Genomic DNA, 19,576 nt, shown 5'->3' with positions numbered 1-19,576 from the left:
GGTGCGCTACTTCACCGACGGAAGGGTTCTGGGCTCGGAGGCCTTTGTCGCTAGTCAGGCCGCTACGCAGCCGCAGCTCTCAGCGGTGAGACCACCGGGACCGAAGGCGATGAGAGGTGCAGATTGGAGAGGGCTCACCGTGCTCGGGGGGCTTCGAAAGGATTTGTTCGGGTAGTGTCGGTCAAAAAGATCCAGAAACTAGTCGCGATTTTGTTTGCCGATCCGAGTTTCCGGCGGTTTTCCTAGCCCATTCCTCATGTATCTGCGCCAAGTAACGCTCAACGGCTTTAAGAGTTTCGCCGACATCACTCGCTTAGATTTACAACCCGGGGTGACCGCCATTGTCGGCCCAAATGGATGCGGGAAGAGCAACATTGCCGATGCAGTGCGATGGGTCCTCGGGGAACAGAGTGCAAAGTCTCTTCGGGGAGGATCGATGCAGGACATTATCTTTAGTGGATCCGAGAAGCGGAAATCTCTCCCCTACTCCGAGGTGAATCTTACATTTTCCGACTGTGAGGCCGAATTGGGGTCCAGTTTTCATGAGGTCGAGGTCTCCCGTAGAGTCTCGCGCGACGGCTCAAGCCAGTACCGAATCAATGGGAAGGTCTCCCGTTTAAAAGATATCCAACGCCTGTTTATGGATACCGGGGTCGGCCAGATCGCCTACTCCTTTCTTGTTCAGGGTCAGGTCGACCAAATTCTGTCTACCAATCCGGCGGATCGGCGGACCATCTTTGAAGAAGCGGCCGGCATCACTCGCTACAAGAGCCAAAGAAAGGAAACCCTTAATAAACTGGCATTGGTGGACGCTAACTTGTCTCGCGTCTCCGACGTGATCGACGAAGTCAGCCGCCAAATCGGGAGTCTTAAGCGTCAAGCTGCGAAAGCAATCCGTTTCAAAAAGTTAAGTCACCGACAAAACAATCTTGAGCTCGCTCTCCATTCATTTCGCATCCGGGAGCTAGACAGATCGATCGTGGATATCGAGACTGAGGTTTCCGACTCACGGGCACAAGCAAACGCTATCCGAAACGAGATCGAGTCGGTTGAGGAGAGCATTTCATCAGAGAAAAATCGCCGTTCCGAGATTTACGGAAAAATCGAAGAGACTCAGGAGAACATCTTCGATCTGCGTTCCGTGATCGAAAGCTCCACCAGCCAAGTCGAGATGTTGGTCCATCGCAACAGGGAGGACGCCGAGAAAATTTCCTCCCTTCAGGCAGAGGTTCAGCAGCTCATCAGTCAGAAAGATCTGCTCAAAGCGCAAAGCGCCGAAGAAACCGAAACCAAGCAACAGCAGCTTGACCTCCTTGGAGTATCAGACAACCAGGCCGCTCAGAAGGAAAAGGGATTCGAGGAGGCCTCGCAGTTGTTGGTGGAGGCGGAATCCGAACTACGGTCGAAACGTGAGCAAATCCTAACGCTGGAAAATTCCATCGTCCAGCTTCGGTCCAAATGCACCACTTTGGAGGTCGACTTGAAGTCCTTCGAGGTTCGCCACGCATCTCATGGGGAAACCGTTCACTCGGCAAAGGAAGAATCCGAGCGCCTCAACCACCTTCAGAAGAAGACTCAACAAGCACTCGATCAGCGAGAGAAAGACTCCGCTCTGGCTGAAGAGGCCTTGGAGAACGAGAAAAGGGAAATCTCCGAAGCCCGCGAACGGTTTAAGCAGGCTCAGACAGAGGTGCAGGATCTGGATCGACAACTCGCTAGAGCGTCCGCCCGCAAACAGATTCTCCGCGACCTTCAGGATCGAATGGAGGGTTTTGGAGAGGGCGCTAAATCGATCCTGCAAGGTGATCTCGGCGAGGGATTCGACCATTCCGATGCGAGCCTTCTTTCGACGGTGATTACCGTCGATCCGGATTTCACCAGTCCAGCCGAGGCCCTTCTGGGAAATTCAGTCGATGGGGTCATCTGGAAGAACGCTGACGAATTACCGAGGCTCCTTGGAGTCTTGAGGGAGAAAAACATCGCGAGAACGACGATCCTTTCCGCCGGTTCCGTTTCCCCCAATTCCATTTCCCATCCGGATCTTATGCCGGCTCTCTCCAAAATTCATCCGAAGGACGAATCGCTTCTTCCGCTCTTTGAGACCTTGCTCGGAGATTGCTACTTCGCCTCCTCGGAAGAAAGTCTGCTTCGCTGGATCTCTGAAAACCCAAACCTGTCTTTTGGCCGAATGGTCACACCTGAAGGAACCGTCTTTTGTTCGAACGGAACCATCATTGCTGGAAAGCCCATTGAGGAGGATAAGAGCCTTCTCGGTCGTGAGGCAGAAATCCAACGCCTGAACGACCAGATTTCTCAACTGGAAAAAAGTCTCGATTCGAAAAGGGAAAAGACCCGGACCGACCAGGAGCTGATGGATCGTTTGGAATCCTCCATCGAAATTGCGCGGGATCGGCGCAATGAGATCAACGCGGAAAAATCTGCTCTCGAAGCAGAGACAAAAGCGATTTCAGCTAGTATCGAAAGCAATCTTCAAATCCTCGCGGAGGCAGAAGAAAGAATGGGCCAGCTCGAAAACTCGCGGGAAGAAAGTCAGTCAGATCTAGATGCAGCACTCGAGGGATTGACAGAGGTTGAGACCAAATTGAATCGTGAAAAGGAGAGCATTGTTGAATCGGAATCTCTGATCGAGGGCCTTCGCACAAACCGCGATCAAAAGCGCGAAGAATGGACGAAAACGCGACTCGATCACGCAAGCCAACGACAGGCTCTCGAGTTGGTCGAAAAAGGAATTTCCGAAACTGCCAGGCGTTCTGAAGAATTGGAGCTGCTGAACCAGAGACGACTCGAGGAGATCTCTCAGCTTTCTACGCGAACGGACAAGACGGTTCTCGAAATCAAAGAACAGGAGATCGCAAAAGAGAGAGCGGCTAGCGCCCTCAGCGATCTCAAGGTCGATCTTGAGGAGGCCCGATCTTCACTTAAAGATCTGGACCAATTTTTAGGACAGAAAGAAAAGTCTATCTCCGAACAAAGACGCAGCCTGCAGGACTTTGAGCAGTCTGCGAACAGGAAAGAGATGGAGCTGACAAAGCAGAGATCGCAAGTCGATTTCATTCTGGAGATCTCGGGTAGCAGAAACGACATCGACGTGCGTGCGTGCGACTGGCGGAAAGCTCTTTGGGACGCTGACCGCGACTTTAAATCATCCGTAAAGCTGGACGATTTGGAGGAAGGTGACGACATCGACTTAAACCCCATCGACGGACGAGGAGAGCCCGCCGAAGATGACCTCGAACGCTACCTAACCACCGATTGGACATTGGTCGAAGAGGAGAGCAAAAGGCTCCGGGAAAAGATCAACTCAATGGGTGCGGTCAACCTTGTAGCCATCGAAGAATACAAGGATCTCAAGGAGCGATTCGAGTTCCTGCGCGCCCAGAGTCAGGATCTGTGGAACTCCAAAGAAGAACTTTTACGAGCTATCGACGAAATCAACGAGACTTCTCAACATCTTTTCCAGCAGACGTTCGAGAAGATTCGGGAGAACTTTACCTACACTTACGATCACCTCACAAACGGAGGTAAAGCTGACCTTTCTCTGATTGAAGCTGAGGACATTCTCGACTCCGGCATCGAGATCCGGGCGCAGCCTCCAGGTGTGAGAACGGCTACCCTCAGCCTCCTCAGTGGAGGACAAAGGACCATGGCTGCCGTGGCCTTGCTCTTCGCCATCTACATGGTCAAACCGAGCCCGTTCTGCGTCCTCGACGAGCTGGATGCCCCCCTCGACGACGCAAACATTGGTCGCTTCACGGAGATGCTGAAGAAGTTCACCGAGTTTTCCCAATTCCTAATCATCACCCACAACAAACGCACCATCGCTGCCTCTGATTCTGTTTTCGGAGTTACCATGCAGGAGAAGGGTGTCTCGAAGATGGTTTCCATGCGATTTAACCACAACACGCAGAAGGCAGAGTTTGCTGAAGGCGAGCTAGCGGGAGAAGCAATCGCTACTCAATAGACGGAAGGTGTCGGTTCCCGAACAGCTTATTCGTCGTATCCCAAATCTACCGGTCGACAAAATTGACGACTGCTTAAGTCCCCCGGAGGAACTTAGAGAGTCGTTCCAAAACGCAAAAGAGACTACGAGAAAACACGCGAAGAGTTTCTATTTTGCCTCACATTTTCTTACCAAGGCAAAACGCATGGAGGCTTATGCGGCCTACGGCTACTGTCGCTACATTGACGATCTTATCGATGAGGCGTCGCCTTCGGACCTTCTTCCGTCCCGAGAGAAGCTTCTGGCTGACAACCGTACCATCATTTCCGGAGAGCACCCCGCTCCCTTCGCCGCTGCTTTTGGCTGGGTTTGCAAACACCGCAGGATCCCCGTTGAACTTCTGGATGAACTTGTAGAGGGCTGTTACCGTGACACCGCAACGGTTCGAATAAAGACTGAAGAAGAACTGTGGGAATACTGTTACCTGGTGGCGTCGGTCGTCGGGCTGATGATGTGCCGGGTGTTTGGCGTGAGCTCTCAAGAGGCCTATCCTCGCGCCGTCGCGATGGGCCTCGCGATGCAGCTCACCAATATCCTCAGAGATATTAAGGAAGACTTTGAGAATGGTCGCATTTACCTTCCGGAGGAGTCGCTTCATGCGAGAAACCTAAGCGTGAGTTCTCTGATCCAAAATGGTCCTTCTTCTGACTGGAAAGACTACATTGATGGACTCATCCAAAAAGCCCGCGGATGGTATAAATCTGCCGAGGAAGGTCTACTCTTTCTCTTAGACAAGAAGTCCGCGAAAACCGCCAAGACGATGGGGCGGGTTTATGCCGGAATCCTGACCGAAATTGAGAAAAACGACTACGACATCCGAGAACGTCGTTTCGTCAGCCTGAGCCGCAAGATTGGGCTAGCCTTAAAACGTTAGAGTCCTTTAGAGCGTTCAGCCGTCTCTCAGCTGCCGGATATCCGCGTACTCTCCACTCGGGACTGCGAGGATTTTCGACCATTGTTCCAAAATCATCTCAGCGCATGCCCGTCCGTCAGGCATACGCTCCGTGCCCCGTGCCTCCTTTAGGATTTTGGTGAACTGAAACCTTTCATCAACCGGAAGGGAAGTGAGGTAATCCTGCATTTCCGACTCGATGAGTCCCGGTGCAAGAGCAACAAAATGGGTTTTCAACTGCTCGGTGGCGTAAAGCTTGATCAACATGTTGAAGGCACTCTTCGACAGGCTGTAGCCATTCCATCCTCGATTACCAGAACGAGAGGCTCCCGTAGATATTCCGATCACCACCTCCACAGAATCCGCCTCTTCGAAAAGCGCATCCAAAATCCATTTGTTGGCCCAGACATTGACCTCCATCGTCTCCCTAAGATCGGACAAAGGAGTATCACGCATATCCCCCACTCTTCCGAGTTTCGCGGCGTTCAGATAAACCAGATCCCAACGGCGCACCGGTTGAATCCAAGTGCGAAACGCCTCCAAATCAGGCGTGAATTTAGAGAGATCCATCGAGGAGTGCCGTAGTCCTTTTGCGATCAGGTCCTTCGGAACTCTTCGGCTTACACCATACACCTGATCCCCCCGATCTAGGTGAGCCTCAACAAATCCTCTCCCAAGGCCGGAACTGGCTCCAGTTACCAAAACTCTTTTTTCCATTATCGCGTCGAGTCCGCAAAGACTCCTTACAAATTGAGGAACTCCCGCAGTCGGTTTGCCCCTTGCTCGAAAATTTCTTCTGTCGTCGAACGTCCATTTTCCCTCTCGGATTCTTGCTCACCGTCTATCCCTTCAATGTCTTTGGGCTGCAAAGTAGCCGCCCGCTTCACAGCGGTAATCAGGCTCCCCCAAAGCTCGCTCGTATCTACCTCAGAGAAACTTCCCTTTAAAACCACCGGCCTAGCCCACTCCACATATCCGTCGACATTTTTATTATCTCCAAGAAAACCGAGGATTTGAAGGGGCCTTGCCAGCGGTGGCTTGCTACCCATGACCAGTGACAGATTCATCGGATTCGTTGCCACATCTTCCAATCTACCCGGAGCCACCCTTCCCGAACCATCAATACTCAGGTAAGGGCCTCTCAAACGAACACTATCGACCGTCGTTTCCTGTGCCGCAGTCCGCCCAATCAAAATCACCAACTGGCTAAATGGAATTTCGGTAAACAGGTTAGCCACCTCACCCAACGCCGCCAATCCCGGACGGTTCAGTGTATCCGCAAAAACAATACCCGCGAGAGAGCCAGCCTGCACGATTCGAGAAACTCTCGTCTCAGGTTTCAAGGACCGGATCAGTCCATTTCTACCGCTGATCTCGATCGTTCCTGTAAGAAAACTAGGTAAATCTTCTAGGTTCGATGCATTACCCGAAAAGTTCACTGCCGTGTCGAAAGTTCCCTCCACCGATGGAGTTTGACCAGGTTGCAAATTTGTGAGGAGTGAAGTGGCTTCGAGACCTTCAATTTTTCCAACTACTACCCCAGAAACCTCTTCATCCTTCCGCTCGACTGAGGCTTCAAAACTAAACTCTGACTCGTCCTGCCAGTCACCGGCCATCCGAACGGAGCCGGAGTCACGGGCCAGAGAGATCAGGCCATCCAGTGCATTCACTGACGGAAGATTCGGAACAATCAGCTCTGCAATTCCCAACTTTGCCTCCACGGGAAAGGGTAAGTTCTCCAGCGGCCACTGATCACCCGGTTCACTTTTCGGGGAGGTAGACACCTCCGTTTCTGTAGGTTTTGACCACACTCGGGCGAAATCCTGCAGGCTCTCTATGTCGACTCGTTGTCCGGTCAAAATCGCCTCTATTCTTTCAGCCGGATCACCCAGAACCTCCAAATTCAGATCGCTCGTTCTGCCTTTTGCATCAGTGACTTTCAGTGCAGATCTAGCTTCTACCGGCGGCGCCGATAGGAGAGACCCGCTGGCCTCTACATCAAAGCTATCAAAGGCGTCGAGCGGGGTGAGAGCCTCGATGTCGGCAGTGAAAGACAAATCCTCCGATAGGTTGACTTCTGCACTGAGGTGCCCGGTAGACAGATTCGGAAACGAGTTTCGCAACGGCGAACGGGTCCACGTTGCAAAATCTGCCTCCGCAGAAAAAACCGCTCCCTCTTCAGTAGGTGCTCCACTGATCGAAAGCAGCGGAAATCCATCCCTCTCAGAAAGCCAGCGCAGCGACAAGGGTTCCAAATCAGAGGAAGGTCGGTAGGCCAGATCAAGAAAAACAGCTTCAAATCCCTGAACCGCGGAATCGGGTTCAATTGAAGCGGTCGCTGTCGCACTTCGTAACGCTGCAGCGGCATCAATCTCCACTTTTCCTTCGACTTGCGCGTTTGCGCTTCGCCCAGAAGCCAAGTCTTGCACTCGTCCGGCCAGCACGATCTCTCCACTCTCGCCCGCCACAAGACTCTTCACTGAAGCATCCGCTTTCAACTGACTCTTACCGTCCGTCCACTCGATTTCGGCACCCAGTAGATCGAGGTCAACGGGAATTGCGGGTGGTTCAAACATCGCTTGGAAAACCGACGGATCAAATGGTCTTTCAGGCATTGAGCTTGGCTGTTGAACAGATTGTTTCTGGAGAATCTGCAATGAGCGCTGATCCAACTGTGCTAGAACTTTCGGCAATCGAAACCTCCAGCGTTCGGTCTCATTTTGAGAACCCTCGAGTTCAGTCACCTCAATCCGAGACCTACCGCCGTTCGCCAGCCACTCGAGATCCGCATTGGCATAGAAGTTCATTGGTGTTTCGGTGGCGATTGAGAAATCCTCGAGCTGAACCTGAACTTCATCGATCAAAATTCCTTCTCCTTCAATCTCGGTCATTCCGAGCGCTCCCTCGCCCGAGATCCTGTCGTCGATAATCAGGTCCCATTTACCAGTGACCAACCCTCCGATAAGATCCCGCCCTGTCGGCCAGATCGGCCAAGCCGCACGTAAATCGCCGTCGACAACCAAACCAACCCGAACGCCGTCATTGAGCTCCCTTGAGCCCTCGACGTCCAAATCAAAGTTGAGGCTGGAGCCACCTGATTGGACACTGACCAAACCCTCCGCTTTCAGGGACTCATTGCTGAGGGAAAAGCTTGGCTGGCCCAAGACCTTCAGTCGGTCGCCATCCCAATCAGCATCTGCCAACTCAATTTCCCAGTCTCTAGTCGCTCTCAGGAGATAGGAGTCCCCCTCGACAGACCCTACCATAGTTCCGGTAAGATCACCGACCTCTAGGTCCACCAAGAACCCCTGCAAAAACTCCGAGGGCAGCGAGAAGACAATCTCAGCAAAATCACCGTCTTCTACTGAGAGCACTTCTCCTACTGCAAAAATCTGGGGTCGGAGAAGCCGCAAAGCCAGCCATTCCTTTTCAGAATCTTTTGGCGAAACCTCTATCTCGAACTCATCGACCAACAATCCTTTTTCCACTCTTTCTATACTCAAGCGCCCGGAACTCGTAACCGCTTGATTGAGATTTGGGATAAGGTCTTCACCCGATTCTAGAGAGAAGGATAGATGTCCGGTCGACATTCCCTCCCCCGGACGGATCGTAGTCTGGCCACTCAAGAAACACGATACTTCTGGAAGCTCTCCTTCGTAGAAAGCCCGGACAACGTCTAGATCAACAATTTCCGCCTCAAAGGCCAGCTCGAGGAGACCTGTGGACTCGATCCACTTTCCGGTAAGGCCGAGGGTGCCGTCCTTCAACAGGTCTTCAGATAGAAGTTCGACCGTGTAGTCCTCTCCCGATGAAGAAGATTCGGCGGTCGCAAGCAGTTCGATTTCCCCTTCCACCTCGGGAAGTCTTGATTCTGCTACGACACGAAGGTTGAGAGATCCGACGTCTGCTTCGGCAGTTAGAAAGGTGGTTAGAGTTGCTGTAACCTCCGGGATCGCTGAAGCCGCATCGGCATCCGGCGAAAGGGTCACTGAAAACTCACTCGTCTGACCAGCCAAGAGATTGCCACCCATCGCATTCACTTCAGCCGACCCGCCCTCCGCAGTCACTATGGTACCCGAAATCGAAGCGGATCCTAGCTCGAGAGGGACACGGTTCCCCAGAATCCCTCGAAAGCCCTGGGGAAGAGTAATTTCGGTATCCTTTCTCTCTACCGTTTCAGCTTCTCCCGCAAACTGTAAGGTAAAATCACGTACCACGATCTCGTTTACGCGTAACCTCTTTCGGAAAAGTTCACTCCACGAAAAGGACGCCTCTACACTCGGCACTCGGGCAAGAATTTCCGGACTCGAAAACTCTAATCCCTCAATTTTCAGACCAGACAGGCCCAAACGAAAGGTATCAACGCTAACCCTCCTTTCGTCAGTCGAAACTACGCTTACGAAAATTGCTTTTTGAACGGATGGAATGAACAAGACCCCGATACCGCAGAGCAATAATACGATTGCCCCGATCAGCCAGCGCACCCATTTCATTCGTCAGTTCCATCCTGATTCACGATGCGTTCCAGAATCTCAGACATATCGTCGACTTTGCTCAACACCTCACGATCTACAAAAATCGGCTTCTTCTGTTGCAGGGCCATCACCAAGGAGTCGCTCGGGCGCGCATCGATCTCCACTAGCTTCGTGTCGATCTCGTTTTCCATGCGAAGGATCATCCTCGCGTAGAAAGTTCCTTCGTCGACGTCATTGATGACCACTCGATCCAACTCAATTCCGAACCCCTGAAAAATGTTAGCTATCAAATCGTGGGTCATCGGCCGTTCCTTTTTCACGTTGTTGATCGTCATTGAGATCGTGTTGCCGATCCCCTGGTCCACATAGATGACAAATACCTTCTCCTCGTTCCCCAGAAAGACCGCACAGCCATTCGCTGTCGGCATGACCCCTTTCACCTCAACCAGCTGAACGTCGTTTTTCATACAATGGAGAGTAGGCACCAGAGGAAAAAGACTCAAGTAAAACGCTGGCAACGAGCCTAGGGCTGACTATCTGCTTCTCCCTATGATTGGAGACGGACGGAAAAGACCGGCACGACTTTCAAGGGTAAACCACCGCGGAAAGCTCTACTCCATTCTCCTGATCTGATTCTTCATCTGAGACACGAGAGAACCATTTCGAAGCGTAGCTCCCGTATCGATTGGAGAGCTCTTTCAGTTCCCCATAATATTTGCTCTCAAGGTATTTCCGGTAGGACTCGGGAATTTCCACCTCTCTTGATCTGTTGACAACCTGACTCACTCGTCCGTGTTCCGCGGTGTTTTTCGCCCCAATGTGATCCAATATCCCTGAAAGCAGAGCCTCTGGCTGATCCTGGATGGCATCGTAGAACCCCAGAATCAGCTGGCTAGAATCAAAAACTTCCAAATACAAGTCGATCGTGCGCAAGTAATCTGACCGAAGTGATTGACGCGAAGAATCGATAAAAGCCTTAAATCCCGCGAGATTATCTAGCTCTATAGAGCCACCAAGCTTCTCTGTGAATCGATAATGCGACCATGCTCGCTCGATAGGATTACGTATCAAAAAAATCAGTTTCGCCCGAGGAGCGACCTTCTGTATCCGCTCAACATCTTCTCGATTTAAAATGGAATAGCCCGGCGTTATATCGCCAGTGATTCCAGGCTGCATTTCATAGAGCTTTATATACCACTTGTCAGAAAAGTTGTGGAAATAGTATAGCATCCACCATTTCGCCAACCTCACATTTCTCGACTTGAGAGATCCAAATACGGCTTTTGCCCCCGTTCTGATGTAGTCGCGCATCCAGAGTCGACTGAGTAACTTGGTCTCTGCGAGAGTATTTAAGGAAGGATACGAAGAAGACCGATCAAAATAGTGCATCTCCTTTACTGGAGGTAGCGAGAACTCAGGATGTTCCCTTAGTCTTCTGAACAGCCAAGAAGTTCCAGCTTTCATGGCACCGATGCATATAAATTCCGGCTTCATCAATTCTCAAGGTTTAGACTCTGAGTAATACAAGTCTCCCAGACAACAACGCTTAGGCAAAGTTCGAATTGAAGAACCGCCCTGAATTTAGTTGGATTTCAACCAAGGTCCTGACAACCTCCCGGTCGAATGGATTTCTCAGGGTATCAAGTAGAAGATTTCTTTGACGAAATGTTTGAAGAAGACGGTTCTGTGCGCCCGCACTACCTGGCCCTCATTGACAGGCTCCAAAGCCTTGATCCAGAAGAGATGTCTCAAAAGCAAAAAGCCGTCGACCGGGCGTTTCTCAGGCAGGGCATTACCTTCACGGTTTACGACGATGACCAGGGAACGGAAAGAATTTTTCCGTTCGACCTATTTCCACGGATCATTCCGGCGGCCGAGTGGGAGTTTCTAGAAAAGGGTCTCACTCAGCGGATGGAGACTCTGAATCTTTTTCTGAAGGACATTTACTCTGAACAGAAAATTATTACCGACGGGATCATCCCCCGTGAACACGTCGAGTCCGCAGCGCATTTCCGGCCGGAGTTCATGAATGTTCCTGTCCCCAAGGACATTTACATTCACATCTGTGGCACAGACCTCATCAGGGATCGTCAAGGGAAGTATCTGGTTCTTGAGGACAATGCGCGCTCCCCATCCGGGGTATCGTACCTTCTCGAGAATCGGGATGCGATGAAGAAGGTGTTCCCCCACTTTTTCCCAAAATCAGGAACCCGGGCAGTTGAGCGATATACCGAAGATCTTCTTGCGACACTTAAGTATATAGCTCCCGATGGAGTCGACGATCCCGTCGCGGTCCTTCTAACGCCGGGCGTTTACAACAGTGCCTACTTCGAGCACAGCTTGCTCGCCCGAAGGATGGGAATCGAGATCGTGGAAGGGAGTGATCTCGTGGTCGAAGACGGCTTTGTCTACATGAGAACCACCGAAGGGTTGCAGCGAGTCGACGTTATCTACCGGAGAATCGACGACGATTTCCTCGACCCTGATGTTTTCCGTAAAGACTCGCTCTTGGGGGTGGCTGGACTCGTCGATGCCTACCGCAGGGGCAATGTTAGTCTTGCGAACACAATCGGAACCGGCGTTGCAGACGACAAATTGATCTACAAATACGTTCCGGACATGGTTCGGTTCTACTTGGACGAAGATCCAATTCTCGAGAGTGTCGATACCTATTTGGCATCCGACGAAAAGGAACGCGGTTACATTCTCGAAAACCTTGAAAACCTCGTCGTCAAGTCGGCAAACGAAGCGGGCGGCTACGGAATGTTGATTGGCCCGCAGGCAACCGAAAAAGAAATCAGCGAATTTAGGGACCTCATCAAAACGAAGCCACGGAACTTTATCGCACAGCCCCCCATCTCCCTTTCTCGACATCCAACAATCACCTCAGAAGGGATCGAGGGGCGGCACGTTGACCTGCGGCCCTACATACTTTGCGGGAAGAAGATTAATATTCTGCCCGGAGGTCTGACCCGTGTAGCTCTCCGAAAAGGATCACTCGTTGTGAACTCTTCGCAGGGAGGTGGCAGTAAGGACACTTGGGTGCTCTACGGAGATCGATAACATGTTATCTAGAGTAGCAGAGTCCCTCTACTGGATTGGCCGTTATATCGAGCGGGCAGACAATATAGCCCGTCTCCTCGACGTTAATTTAAACATCCTCACGGATTTCCGGGATCTGAATGACTCCCGACTCATCGAACACTGGGAGCCCATTATTCGAAGCACCGGAGACTGGAAACTCTTCAAGTCCCTCGGCTATCAACCGGATTCTCGCTCGGCTACCGACTTTCTGACCTTCGACTCCGAGAATCCCAACTCGATTATCAATTGCCTGATCGCTGCCCGGCAGAATGCCAGGATCATTCGAGACCAAATCCCCAGCGAGGTCTTCGAGGCAATCAACGACGCCTACCTCAATCTAAGAAACTCGGGATCTAAGGAGGTTTGGAAACTTGGACCTTATCAATTTTACCAGAAGATTCAGAGTTTTTCACAACTCTTTCAGGGGTTGGTCGAATCGATTGTAGTTCGCGGACTCGGGTACTATTTTATGGAATCCGGAAAGTTCCTCGAACGAGCCGACAAAACGAGCCGCATTCTGGATATCAAGTATCACATTCTACTTCCCAGCGTGGATGACGTTGGAGGCATCGTTGATACGGCCCAATGGACAGCTGTTCTTCGCTCATGCAGTGCCTTTGAGGCCTATCACCGCAACTACGTAAAAAACGTTGATCCCGCTTTGGTGACAGAGTTTCTGCTTTTCTCGGCGAAGTTTCCACGAGCGGTCCGCTTCTCCCTGGGGAAAGTCGGACAAAACTTGGAGATGATTTCCAACAACCGGAACGTTGATCGCTTCTCCAACGAGGCCGAGAGAGAGTGTGGGCGCCTTTTCAGTGATCTCACCTACGTCACTTTAGAAGAGATTTTTGAGCAGGGCCTTCATGAGTATCTCGACTACTTGCAGGTTCGCCTCAATGCAGTAGGCGACTCGATTCACAGCACCTATTTCGGGGCTGTTACTGAAGACTGACCCGACCCTCTTGAGGGGCTGGTTTTAGAGGTAGAACTTTCCCCGCCGGTGATCTCGAAAATTCCATACCCAGCGAGCCAGTTGGGCATGAACCCCGTGCGGGTCTTCCAATCACCCCGCAGGTAAACCGCCCTCTCGACATGAAGCTTTTCGCGGTTGGCAAAGTCGATCAGCTCACCAATCGACAAGTGATTGGAAAGCGGGGAGTCCTCCCAAAAGAATGGGTACACATCATTCTTGAGACTTCGTCCTTTCAGAAAGTAGGAGATACGGTTTTTCCAGAAACCATGATTTATTGCACCAACTATTACGGATCGACCGATCGTCAGGCCCTTCCGAATCACGGCTCCGGGCTCACCCACTAGTTCCAAAGTCCTCGTCAGCACAACATAATCAAACGAGTCTTCTTCAAATCGATCCATGGTCTCCTTTACGTCCCCCTGAAATGCGTTCACGCCCCGCTTGATACAGGAGGCAATCTTATCGGGGTTCGAATCTACACCGATCCCGTAAACATTTTTACGGTCGATCAATTCTCGAAGGAGAATCCCTCGACCACATCCTAGATCGAGAACCCGACTACCTGATTCAATCCAGTCAACCAGTATTTCGAAATCGATCTGCCTCCGTTTGTTCGTTCTCTGCAGAAACGGGCTTTTTGGATATCGCTCGCTCATAGGTTAGACAGAAAGTTTCGGACAAAACCATTTAGCTCGAGCGAATCGATCAAGAATGAATCATGGCCGAACTCCATATTCACTTCCGCGTAAGATGCGTCCTTTCCCGCACGGAGAAGCGCAATCGCGATCTTCCTGTTTTGCTCGGGAGGGAACAGCCAATCCGATGTGAAACCGACAACTAAAACCTTTGCAGAAATGCCTGCGAAGGTTTCCTCCAATTCTCCACTCTCTCCATACAAATCAAACCGGTCGAGTGCTTTGGTGAAATAGAGATAGGTGATCGGATCGAACCGGTTTACGAACGACTGCCCCTGATACCGGAGATAACTCTCCACCTCGAACTCGATGGCATCAAATTTAGAATCCAGGTCCGCAGCTGTTTTTGCCCTTCCAAACTTTGCCTCCAATCCCTCGTCCGAAACGTAGGTGATATGTGCCATCATCCTTGCAACGGAAAGGCCCACATCGGGACCCTCTCCAGCTTCGTATAGCCCATCGTTCCACTTTGGATCTTGGAGAATCGCTGTCCGTCCGACCGCATTGAAAGCAATTGCTTGTGCATTCTGTCGGGGTGTGCTTGCCATAGGGAGAATCGCAGAAACTTGATCAGGAAAATCGATCGCCCACTGCAACGCCTGCATTCCACCCATGCTACCGCCAATCACACAGGCGAGTCGCGAAATACCCAGATATTCAATCAAGCGGTTTTGAGCAGCGACCATGTCTCGAATCGTTGGAAGCGGAAAATCCAGTCGATAGGGCTTCCCGGTTACCGGATTGGTGCTCAGCGGACCCGTCGAGCCCTGACATCCGCCCAAGCAATTGCTACAAATCACATAAAAACGGTTGGTATCAATCGGCTTGCCTGGACCAATCATTTGGTTCCACCAACCCACTTTGCGATCGTTCAGGGAATAAATCCCTGCGCAGTGATGGTCTCCACTCAAAGCATGACAGATCAGAATCCCGTTCGACCGCGCCTGATTCAGTTTCCCATAAACCTCATAGCGTAACTGAAAAGAAGGAATCGTGGCTCCGGATTCAAAATGAAACTCTCGGTCAGAGACAAAGTCATGGTGCCTGACAATGCCAACTTCGCCGACAGGATCGGCTACCGGTTTCCCTTCTTTCGAGTCGTTCATTAAACGTGAAAACATGCGTCGACTCACCAAAAGGTTCAACGCTGTTTTCCCTCGATACCCCTATTCACAATTCGGCCTCGCAATGACTCCTGGAAACGGCTCATTCGCGAAAAAGTTGTCACGCTTAGACGGGTTCAAAAGATGTTCCTCGCAGACAGAGAAGAGCTCTTTCTCAGAACCAACCCTGCGCACTTCATGAAGAAACTGCCCTTCTGGATCTACACCTTCAGCTATAAAAATGAGATACCTCTTAAGATGCGCTATCCGGTACTTTTCTTCCACAGCTGGGAAGTATTCCTTTTTGGTTCGATTCAAATCGTCTATGTAGCCGGCGACATCACCCAAAGTCGGTTGGAAGACTTCCTTTCCCGCTGAGTGCTCCCTCACCTGCCTGAAAATCCACGGGTTTCGCACCGCACCACGGCCAATCATGGAACCATAACTGCCGGTATACTCTGCTACTTCTCGGGCTCGCTCGGCCGAGGACAGGTTACCGTTCGCGAGTACAGGGCAACTGAGTCTTTCCACTGCTTCCCGAATCTTAAGGTAATCCACATCTCCCCGATACATCTGCTTCACGGTTCTCCCATGAACCGTTAAGAAATTAACTTTGTGTCTCTCGATGGACCGTAGACACCGTGAGAAAGGCTGCGTATCCGAAAACCCGATCCTGCACTTCACGGAAAAGCTTCCCTCAATCCTGTCGCGCATCTCTCCGATGATATGGTCCACATAATCCGGGGCTCGGAGCAATCCTCCCCCCGCATTTCTCTTATAGATTTTTGGCGCTGGACAACCGAGGTTGAGATCGACACCCGCAATCGGATAGCGCTCCAGTTGATTCGCTGCATCGCCTAAAGCCTTAGAGTCATTTCCCAAAACTTGAGCGAAGACTGGCCTTCCGGTCTCGTTTTCCTCTATTGAGCGAATGATTTCGGGGTCGAGAGAGGACGCGGAATGCACGGAGAAATATTCGGTGAAAAAGTAATCGGGCGGTCCGATCCTTGCTATCACCTTCATAAAGGCACGATCGGTCACATTCTGCATCGGCGCCAAAGCCGTTGGCAGAGTGCCACTCTCGATCTGCGGGGGCAATGGGCTCAAAATCCTGTTAAGACATTCGGTCACCCAGACCTATTCGCCTTGTTTTCCGCACCCTCACACCGACGAACAAATTGTCGAATCCAACTAACGCAGTTGGACCCCTGGCGGAAATTTCAAATTTCATTTCTGATCGGAATAGGCTGCAAACCTTCTGCAAGTATTCAAGTGACCCCAACACTCGTCCACTGGTGAAAGCGGGTTGACGGGTAAGTAAGAGCTTTCCACTCGGAAGATTTAGAGAAGAGGGATTTGTAGACTTCAACGAAGAACCGGCAGTCGTAGGTCTATCTTTTGAAAAAAGAACGTCGCGATATCTCCGCAAGCTTACCGCTCGCTTTGGGAGCAAGGCCCTAAGCCCTTCTCTTTCAAAAACACCTCCTCTAATCGCCCTTCCGTAGCACGAGTTTGGGTAGTCTCGGGGATCCGCAACAATGCCAGCACGAACTGGATTCAAATCAATATAAGCTGCAACCGTCAGCAAGGACCGAGAGTCGCCCTGAACAAGCAAACTCTTGTATCTGTCACTCCAAACAGGACCAAACCTCTGATGAGTTCGGTTAAACCAAAGCGAGAATCTTTGCTTCAGCGTTTTCATGAATTCCGAAAGGCTACCCATTCTATCGACCAGTTTCCTTCGGACTACTTCTGCCTCGGCCCCACCCTGAACAAGAATTCTCTCTAGATTATCTGCAGACAGAGGTTGAAGTGGATTTGGTTGCGGATGCAGCGCCCGATAACGCCTCACTAGAACGGCATCCGAAACACTGTCGTTGGCAGGGACCCTCACCAGCAGGTGGAAGTGATTTTCCATGAAGCAGTAAGTGAGAACCTTTACACCTGAGAATTCAGCAGCAGCCTTCAACATTTTCTGAAACACCTCTCGGTGCCGGGGCCCCAGCACCCTTTCACCATTCACTGTTCGAGACATACAGTGATAAACCGCATCTCCCCTACCAATAAGTCTTCGACCCCGCACATAATAAACAAAGCCCTGTTTCTTTACTTGGTCAAATAATTTATACCTGTCCCTAATTTCGATTAGAACAGATTCTTGATTGAAAAGCTGACCCCTGATTGCATTTATCAGCACTTAACAGATTTGATGAAACAGCGGACGATTCTTCGGGAATCCTCGGTTAGCGGTAAGTCGCTTCACACCGGGGAAGATGTTACCCTCACCCTCAAACCCGCGCCGGAAGACTCCGGTGTTCTATTTCGGCGGACGGATCTCTACGGAAAACCCGAGATTAAGGCAGATGTTGCCCTCGTATCCGATCTGGTTCGAAGCACTACACTCTCGTCGGGCCATGCGAAGGTTCATACTGTAGAACACATCCTGAGTGCACTCACCGGCTGCGGCATTGACAACGCTGTGATTGAAATGGGTGCCAGCGAACCTCCAATTCTAGACGGTTCCGCAAAACACTTTGTAAATCTGATCCAAAAGGCGGAACCCATCGAACAGACAAAAGACCGCAAAGTATTCTCTCTCGAAGAGCCAATCTCGATCACTGAAGGAAACCGTTCCATCATCGCACTCCCTTCAGAAAACCTGAAAATTACCTGCACTTCGTCCGATGATCGCGGGATTCACACGCAACACCTTACGCTGGAGATCGATCCCGAGGTTTACGTCGCTCAAATCGCTCCCGCCCGGACGTTTACGATTTATGAGGATATCGAAGAATTGTTGAAACTTGGTAAGATTCAAGGTGGTAGCCTCGACAGTGCAATTGTGATCAAGGGTGACAAAATTCTTTCCAAAGAACCTTTGCGGTTTAAGGACGAGTTCGTTCGTCACAAGATCCTCGATATCCTTGGCGACATTTCGCTTCTCGGATGCTCCATCAACGCTCACATCGTGGCAGTACGTCCTGGCCATGCACTCAATGCAGGTCTTACACGGGAACTTGCTGCACGCCTTCAATCCAAAAAATCGTCCGGCGCTAAAACACTTCCGAAGTCCAGCATTCCTCCTAACGAAAAGGCTTTGGATATCCGGAGAATACTCGACACGATCCCTCATCGTTATCCATTCGTGATGATTGACCGGGTCCTCGACATCGTCTCGGACGACGAACTAGTCGCAATCAAAAATGTGAGTATCAACGAACCTTATTTTCAGGGGCACTTCCCAGGTAGGCCCGTAATGCCAGGAGTTCTGCAAATCGAAGCCATGGCGCAAGCTGCCGGGATCCTCATGCTACGCCACACCACCTCGGAGAACCGGATCGCCTTCTTCATGAGTTGCGACAAGGTGAAATTCAGAAATGCAGTGGAGCCGGGCGACCAAATCTCGATCCACGTTCGTTTGATCAAGAAGAGGGGTAACAAACTAGCTGTCGCGTCGGGTGAGTGCAAGGTCGGTGAAAAAACCGTTTCTTCCGCGGAACTTATGTTCACGATTGTCGAAGCAGGAGAGTCTCACTAAGCCCATGGCAAAGATTCATCCTAAGGCGATCGTCGAAGACGGCGCCGTGCTCGCTGAAGATGTAGAAATTGGCCCTTACGCATTCATCGGTCCCGATGTTCGCCTAGGGCCCGGTTGCGTCGTTCACCATCATGCTACCGTTGAAGGCTTTACCGAAATGGGAGAAAACAACGAAGTTTTTCCGTATGCCCTGATAGGTGGCAAAACTCACGACCTAAAGTTCTCGGGTGGCACCCCGGGACTAAAAATCGGCAACGGAAATGTTTTTCGAGAGTATTCCACTGTTCATCTCGCGACCGACGACGGAGCCTTTACCACCCTCGGTAATCGAAACACGATTCTGGCCTATAGTCATGTCGCCCATGATTGTCAGTTAGGAGACCACATCGTTATGAGCAGCAACGCTGCACTCGCTGGTCACGTCGTTTGTGGTGACCACGTCAACATTGCATGGGGCTCGGGGGTACATCAATTCTGTCGCCTCGGAAAGTTTTGTATGGTCGGAGGAATGGCTAAACTAGTTCAGGACGTTCCTCCGTTTCTGATCGCAGATGGTATACCTGCCGAAGCCCGGACAACCAATCGGATTGGAATGGAGAGAGCTGGCTTTACGCCCGAACAAGTAGCACTGGTGCACCAGGCGTTTAAAACGCTTTTTCGCAAGGGCTTAAACCGCAGTCAGGCACTTGAGAAGCTCGAACAACGATCGGACGCGTCGGACCCAATCCTCGCAGAAATCATCCGTTTCGTAAAAGAGAGCAAACGAGGCATCTGCTAGAGCAGGGACTGTAGCTC

Annotated in this window: 14 protein-coding genes; 6 read left to right on the top strand and 8 right to left on the bottom strand. The window is 51.1% G+C overall.

All coding sequences use genetic code 11. The features are described 5' to 3' along the window. Window positions 1–256: 256 nt before the first annotated feature. Together smc and AAGJ81_11025 are read left to right on the top strand one after the other, a co-directional pair. Window positions 257–3,982: a chromosome segregation protein SMC gene (smc, locus tag AAGJ81_11030; GenBank protein ID MEM0966671.1), complete on the top strand. Its 3,726-nt coding sequence runs from the start codon at window positions 257–259 to the stop codon at window positions 3,980–3,982. Between the two features lie 7 nt (window positions 3,983–3,989). Then, a complete protein-coding gene (locus AAGJ81_11025; GenBank protein MEM0966670.1) occupies window positions 3,990–4,895 on the top strand; it encodes a phytoene/squalene synthase family protein in 906 nt (301 codons plus the stop codon). A gap of 15 nt (window positions 4,896–4,910) precedes the next feature. Here AAGJ81_11025 and AAGJ81_11020 read toward each other — a convergent pair whose 3' ends face one another. The 4 genes from AAGJ81_11020 to AAGJ81_11005 all read right to left on the bottom strand — a co-directional run bounded on the left by AAGJ81_11020 (window position 4,911) and on the right by AAGJ81_11005 (window position 10,882). Continuing rightward, window positions 4,911–5,630, bottom strand: a complete 720-nt coding sequence (locus AAGJ81_11020) for an SDR family NAD(P)-dependent oxidoreductase (GenBank protein ID MEM0966669.1) — start codon at window positions 5,628–5,630, stop codon at window positions 4,911–4,913. Between the two features lie 26 nt (window positions 5,631–5,656). Beyond that, window positions 5,657–9,406: a hypothetical protein gene (locus AAGJ81_11015; GenBank protein ID MEM0966668.1), complete on the bottom strand. Its 3,750-nt coding sequence runs from the start codon at window positions 9,404–9,406 to the stop codon at window positions 5,657–5,659. Further along, window positions 9,403–9,855 carry a bifunctional nuclease family protein gene (locus AAGJ81_11010; protein MEM0966667.1) on the bottom strand — a complete coding sequence of 151 codons (453 nt, stop codon included), beginning with the start codon at window positions 9,853–9,855 and terminating at the stop codon, window positions 9,403–9,405. Before AAGJ81_11010 ends, AAGJ81_11015 begins: the two co-directional genes overlap by 4 nt. A 118-nt stretch (window positions 9,856–9,973) precedes the next feature. Then, window positions 9,974–10,882: a sulfotransferase gene (locus tag AAGJ81_11005; GenBank protein ID MEM0966666.1), complete on the bottom strand. Its 909-nt coding sequence runs from the start codon at window positions 10,880–10,882 to the stop codon at window positions 9,974–9,976. Window positions 10,883–11,011: 129 nt separating this feature from the next. Here AAGJ81_11005 and AAGJ81_11000 point away from each other — a divergent pair, with 129 nt between their 5' ends. Both AAGJ81_11000 and AAGJ81_10995 read left to right on the top strand, forming a co-directional pair. Continuing rightward, window positions 11,012–12,451 carry a circularly permuted type 2 ATP-grasp protein gene (locus AAGJ81_11000; GenBank protein MEM0966665.1) on the top strand — a complete coding sequence of 480 codons (1,440 nt, stop codon included), beginning with the start codon at window positions 11,012–11,014 and terminating at the stop codon, window positions 12,449–12,451. A gap of 1 nt (window position 12,452) precedes the next feature. Further along, window positions 12,453–13,424: an alpha-E domain-containing protein gene (locus AAGJ81_10995; GenBank protein MEM0966664.1), complete on the top strand. Its 972-nt coding sequence runs from the start codon at window positions 12,453–12,455 to the stop codon at window positions 13,422–13,424. On the opposite strand, the gene AAGJ81_10990 is transcribed toward AAGJ81_10995, so the two are convergent. From AAGJ81_10990 to AAGJ81_10975, 4 genes are read right to left on the bottom strand one after another with little or no spacing between them, the layout of a single operon-like run. Continuing rightward, entirely contained in the window at window positions 13,397–14,101 is a 705-nt protein-coding gene (locus tag AAGJ81_10990) for a methionine biosynthesis protein MetW (protein MEM0966663.1), read from the bottom strand. The genes AAGJ81_10995 and AAGJ81_10990 overlap by 28 nt on opposite strands. Further along, window positions 14,098–15,261, bottom strand: coding sequence for a homoserine O-acetyltransferase (locus tag AAGJ81_10985; protein MEM0966662.1), 1,164 nt, complete (start codon window positions 15,259–15,261; stop codon window positions 14,098–14,100). The genes AAGJ81_10990 and AAGJ81_10985 overlap by 4 nt, the downstream gene beginning before the upstream one ends. Window positions 15,262–15,306: 45 nt before the next feature. Further along, window positions 15,307–16,350, bottom strand: coding sequence for a tRNA-dihydrouridine synthase family protein (locus AAGJ81_10980; protein ID MEM0966661.1), 1,044 nt, complete (start codon window positions 16,348–16,350; stop codon window positions 15,307–15,309). Window positions 16,351–16,357: 7 nt separating this feature from the next. Then, on the bottom strand, window positions 16,358–17,278 hold the full coding sequence (locus AAGJ81_10975; GenBank protein MEM0966660.1) for a transposase: 921 nt from the start codon (window positions 17,276–17,278) through the stop codon (window positions 16,358–16,360). 174 nt (window positions 17,279–17,452) lie between these two features. Here AAGJ81_10975 and AAGJ81_10970 point away from each other — a divergent pair, with 174 nt between their 5' ends. Together AAGJ81_10970 and lpxA are read left to right on the top strand one after the other, a co-directional pair. After that, window positions 17,453–18,781 (top strand): bifunctional UDP-3-O-[3-hydroxymyristoyl] N-acetylglucosamine deacetylase/3-hydroxyacyl-ACP dehydratase, encoded by a 1,329-nt coding sequence (locus AAGJ81_10970; GenBank protein ID MEM0966659.1) that lies wholly within the window; start codon window positions 17,453–17,455, stop codon window positions 18,779–18,781. Between the two features lie 4 nt (window positions 18,782–18,785). Then, window positions 18,786–19,559 carry an acyl-ACP--UDP-N-acetylglucosamine O-acyltransferase gene (lpxA, locus tag AAGJ81_10965; GenBank protein MEM0966658.1) on the top strand — a complete coding sequence of 258 codons (774 nt, stop codon included), beginning with the start codon at window positions 18,786–18,788 and terminating at the stop codon, window positions 19,557–19,559. Window positions 19,560–19,576 lie beyond the last annotated feature (17 nt).

It is taken from the genome of Verrucomicrobiota bacterium (genome assembly GCA_038744685.1).
Lineage (GTDB): Bacteria > Verrucomicrobiota > Verrucomicrobiia > Opitutales > Puniceicoccaceae > Puniceicoccus.
Note: the sequence above shows the minus strand (reverse complement) of the source record. Positions and strands in the feature narration are given on the sequence as shown.